At 53.9% G+C, this 3,958-nt stretch carries 3 protein-coding genes; 1 reads left to right on the plus strand and 2 read right to left on the minus strand.

The features are described 5' to 3' along the window. Window positions 1-295, plus strand: a 295-nt coding sequence (locus BN1936_RS11235) for a hypothetical protein (RefSeq protein WP_049686363.1), incomplete at its 5' end; no start/stop codon positions are given. Between the two features lie 81 nt (window positions 296-376). On the opposite strand, the gene serS is transcribed toward BN1936_RS11235, so the two are convergent. Next, window positions 377-1,687: a serine--tRNA ligase gene (gene serS / locus BN1936_RS00020; protein WP_049686361.1), complete on the minus strand. Its 1,311-nt coding sequence runs from the start codon at window positions 1,685-1,687 to the stop codon at window positions 377-379. A gap of 142 nt (window positions 1,688-1,829) precedes the next feature. Continuing rightward, window positions 1,830-3,113, minus strand: a complete 1,284-nt coding sequence (locus tag BN1936_RS00025) for a replication-associated recombination protein A (RefSeq protein ID WP_232422040.1) — start codon at window positions 3,111-3,113, stop codon at window positions 1,830-1,832. Window positions 3,114-3,958: the final 845 nt, after the last annotated feature.

The raw sequence follows: 3,958 nt of genomic DNA on the forward strand, positions 1-3,958 counted from the left end.
TCCCGCCGCTACTGCGAAGAAGGCTCCCGCCGCTACTGCGAAGAAGGCTCCCGCCGCTACTGCGAAGAAGGCTCCCGCCGCTACTGCGAAGAAGGCTCCCGCCGCTACTGCGAAGAAGGCTCCCGCCAAGAAGCCGGCCGCATCCGCGAAGATGGCTGAAACCAAGGCTGCTCCTGCCGCCAAGACCGCAGCTCCGAAGAAGGCTCCGGCTGCCGCAAAGAAAGACACTGCCGCCGTTCCTGCTGCCAAGAAGCCCGCAGCGAAGCGCCCGGCCAAGAAGGCTGCCGCGAAGTAATTCCGCGGTTTCTTCTTCGCCCATAACAAAAGATCCAGCGCATAGCGCTGGATCTTTTTATTTATTCCGTCAGAACCGGAATCAGGCCTTCTTCGCCGTCGGTTCGATCTTTTCAAGACCGCCCATATACGGACGAAGCACTGTCGGGATCGTGACAGAACCATCCGCGTTCTGATAGTTCTCAATCACAGCCACAAGGCAGCGGCCGACAGCAACACCAGAACCGTTCAGAGTGTGAACGTAATGGGTCTTGCCATCCTTGCCCTTATAACGGGTGCCCATACGGCGGGCCTGGAAGTCCTCGCAATTGGAGCATGAGGAGATTTCGCGATAGGTGTTCTGAGCCGGAACCCAGACTTCAATATCGAAGGTCTGAGCAGCAGAGAAGCCCATGTCACCGGTAGACAGCATGATGACGCGGTAGGGGAGCTCGAGGAGCTGCAGCACTTCTTCCGCGTTCTTCACCATTTCCTTCAGGTGGGCGTAGGAATCCGTTTCCGGAACGATACGCACCATTTCCACCTTCTCAAACTGATGCTGGCGGATCATGCCGCGCGTATCACGGCCATAGGAGCCGGCTTCGGAACGGAAGCAGGGAGTCTGAGCGGTAATCTTGATCGGGAGATCGGATTCCTTCAGCATCTTGCCGGAGACGGTGTTCGTGAGCGGCACTTCAGCGGTCGGGATCAGATACTGGAGCTCATGCTCTCCCTCTTCCTCATATCCGCCGATGCGGGCAGAGTAGAGATCCTCAGCAAACTTCGGCAGTTGGCCGGTTCCATACATGGTCGATGCATTGACGATGTACGGCGTATAGCATTCAGTGTAGCCATGCTTCCGGGTGTGAAGATCAAGCATGAACTGCGCGAGGGCGCGGTGCAGGTGAGCGATCTCGCCCTTCATGAAGCAGAAACGGGAGCCGGAGAGCCTGGCCGCCGTATCGAAATCCATGCCAAGAGGACCAGCCACATCAACATGGTCCTTCACCGGGAAATCGAACTGGCGGGGAGTGCCCCAACGCCACTGTTCAACATTCGCACGGTCATCACGGCCAATCGGGCATTCCGGGTTCGGCAGATTCGGAACGCGCTGAAGCAGATTATTCAGCTTGTTGCGGATTTCACCGAGCTGTTTCTCGAGATCAGCAAGCTTTTCCGGCAGAGCGGCAGCTTCCTTCATCAGATCTTCTGCCGATTCGCCCGACTTCTTGGCCTGTCCGATCTGACGGGACAGGGAGTTACGCACAGCCTGCAGTTCTTCAGTCTTCGACTGAATCTCCTTACGCTCATTTTCAAGAGCGAGAAATTCTTTCTCAGGGAACTCAAAGTTGCGGGTCTTCAGCCGAGCAACCACTTCAGGCAGCTGTTTGCGCAGAAGATTGATGTCAATCATGGTGAAATCCTTTGGAAAACGAAAAGCAGAGCTGCAGTTCTGTTTTCCATTTACAAAATTGCAGCGTCACATAGGATCGGGACTAACCGATCTTATGTCATTCAATGTTGATCTGTTATTTTGCAACAGGAACCAAAAGGGTTCAAGTCTTGCGCCGCCCGCCCTTGCCTTCCCGCCAGGCCTCCTGATTGAGGTCGTGAAGATGCTGCATCTTTTCAGCTATCTTGATCTCAAGACCCCGTGGATTCGGGTGGTACCAGGTTCTGCCTTCAAGCCCCTCCGGCAAATAAATTTCGCCGGCCGCAAAAGCTCCCGGCTCATCGTGCGCATACCGATATCCATCACCATACCCAAGATCACTCATCAGCTTGGTCGGAGCATTCCTCAGATAGAAGGGCACGGGGCGCGTCTTATCCTGCTTGACGAACCGTCTCACCTCGTTAAAGGCGTTGTAGACCGCATTGCTTTTCGCAGCAATCGCGAGGTACACAATCGCCTGGGCAATAGCCAGTTCTCCTTCAGGAGATCCCAGACGCTCATAGATCTCGGCCGCTTCAAGCGCAAGCTGTGTCCCGCGGGGATCCGCAAGACTGATATCCTCGATCGCCATGCGGATTACCCGGCGAGCGATATATCGGGGATCACATCCGCCATCGAGCATCCGGGCAAACCAATAGAGAGCCGCATCAGGATCCGATCCGCGGACGGACTTGTGAAGTGCGCTGATCTGATCGTAAAAGAAATCACCGCCCTTATCAAAACGGCGCTGTGTCGCGGGGATGGATTTCCGAAGGAAGTCAGCATCGATTTCCGAGAGGTGGCGGGATGAAGCCATTTCCGCCGAAACCTCAAGCGCGTTCAGAAGACGTCTTGCGTCACCGTCAGCAAGCGCCGCATAGAGATCCTCCGCTTCCGGAGTGATCTTCAGATTCGGATATACCTTCTCCCGGGCACGGTGCAGGAGTTCCTTGACCTCATCCTCAGACAGGGCGTCCAGCGTGTAAACCGACGCGCGGGACAGCAGCGCGTTATTCACCTCAAAGGAGGGATTCTCCGTTGTCGCTCCGATAAAGATAAACAGACCTGACTCAACGTGAGGAAGAAAAGCGTCCTGCTGCGACTTATTGAAGCGATGAACCTCATCGACAAAAACCACTGTGGGCTCACCGGTCGCAGCCATATGCTCTTTCGCGGCTTCCACCGTTTCCCGGATTTCCTTCACTCCGGACAGAACCGCAGAAATAGAGATAAACGGGAGATTGAAGGCGTTCGCCATCAGTCGGGCAAGCGTGGTCTTACCGACTCCTGGCGGCCCCCACAGAATCATGGAGTGAGGATGCCCTGACTCAAATGCAGTGCGGAGAGGCATGCCGGGGCCCAGCAGATGCTTCTGTCCAATCACCTCGTCAATGGTTTTCGGGCGCATCCGTTCAGCCAGAGGCGGTTTTTCCACGCTTCGGCCATGGCCCGGTTTCGTTGATTCCTGGGCTGTCTGAGCCAATTCCGGCAACGTTGTGCCAAACAGATCTTGTGTCATGACAATGAGGGTATCACGGAAGGAAACAGATGAGGCGGCAGGGATAACAAAAAAGCTTCGGACCAGCGGTTCTGCCGGAGCCGAAGCTTTTTCAGTTGTTTTGTGAACGCTTTTTAAGCGCTGTGCCCTCCGAAACCGGAAACCAGAGACCTCAGTCGATCCAGATCGGTTTTCTTAATAAGGAGAAGGACGACACCAGCAGCGAGGGAAGCGAACCCGAGATAATTGGCGAAAGGCCAGATCAAACCAGCAACAAAACCCAAATACCCGAACCCGGCCAATCCAAGAGCTACCTGCATAGAGTGGATTGTCTTACGTTCGAAAATAGACACAAAATCACCTTAGATCTAATCAAGATTTTGTAATTATATCACACCATAAATGTGCCGTCCAGAGGGGTGGCAAAAGCATATTTAGTAGGTGTAAGCCCTCTAAAATCTTTTCAAGTTCAAAAACTGATTACAGCAATATTCCTGTGAGAGGATCTTTCATAACTTTATGAGGGTATCTGTAAGGGGATTAAAAAGTCGGGAGACGAGGCTGCGGTGGTCTCGTGGAGGCTTTTTGCTGGACCAGAAAAGAAAAGGAGGAGCGCAAGCTCCTCCTCTTCTTTTTTCCCCTGGTTTTCCAGACGCGCATAAAACAAAACCCTCGAAAGAAAAACTTTCGAGGGTCTTGAAAGGGGAGCCTGACAGTGACCTACTTTCACCGGAAATACAACCGACTATCATTGG

The sequence above is a fragment of the Dakarella massiliensis genome (genome assembly GCF_001182045.1).
GTDB lineage: Bacteria > Pseudomonadota > Gammaproteobacteria > Burkholderiales > Burkholderiaceae_F > Mesosutterella > Mesosutterella massiliensis.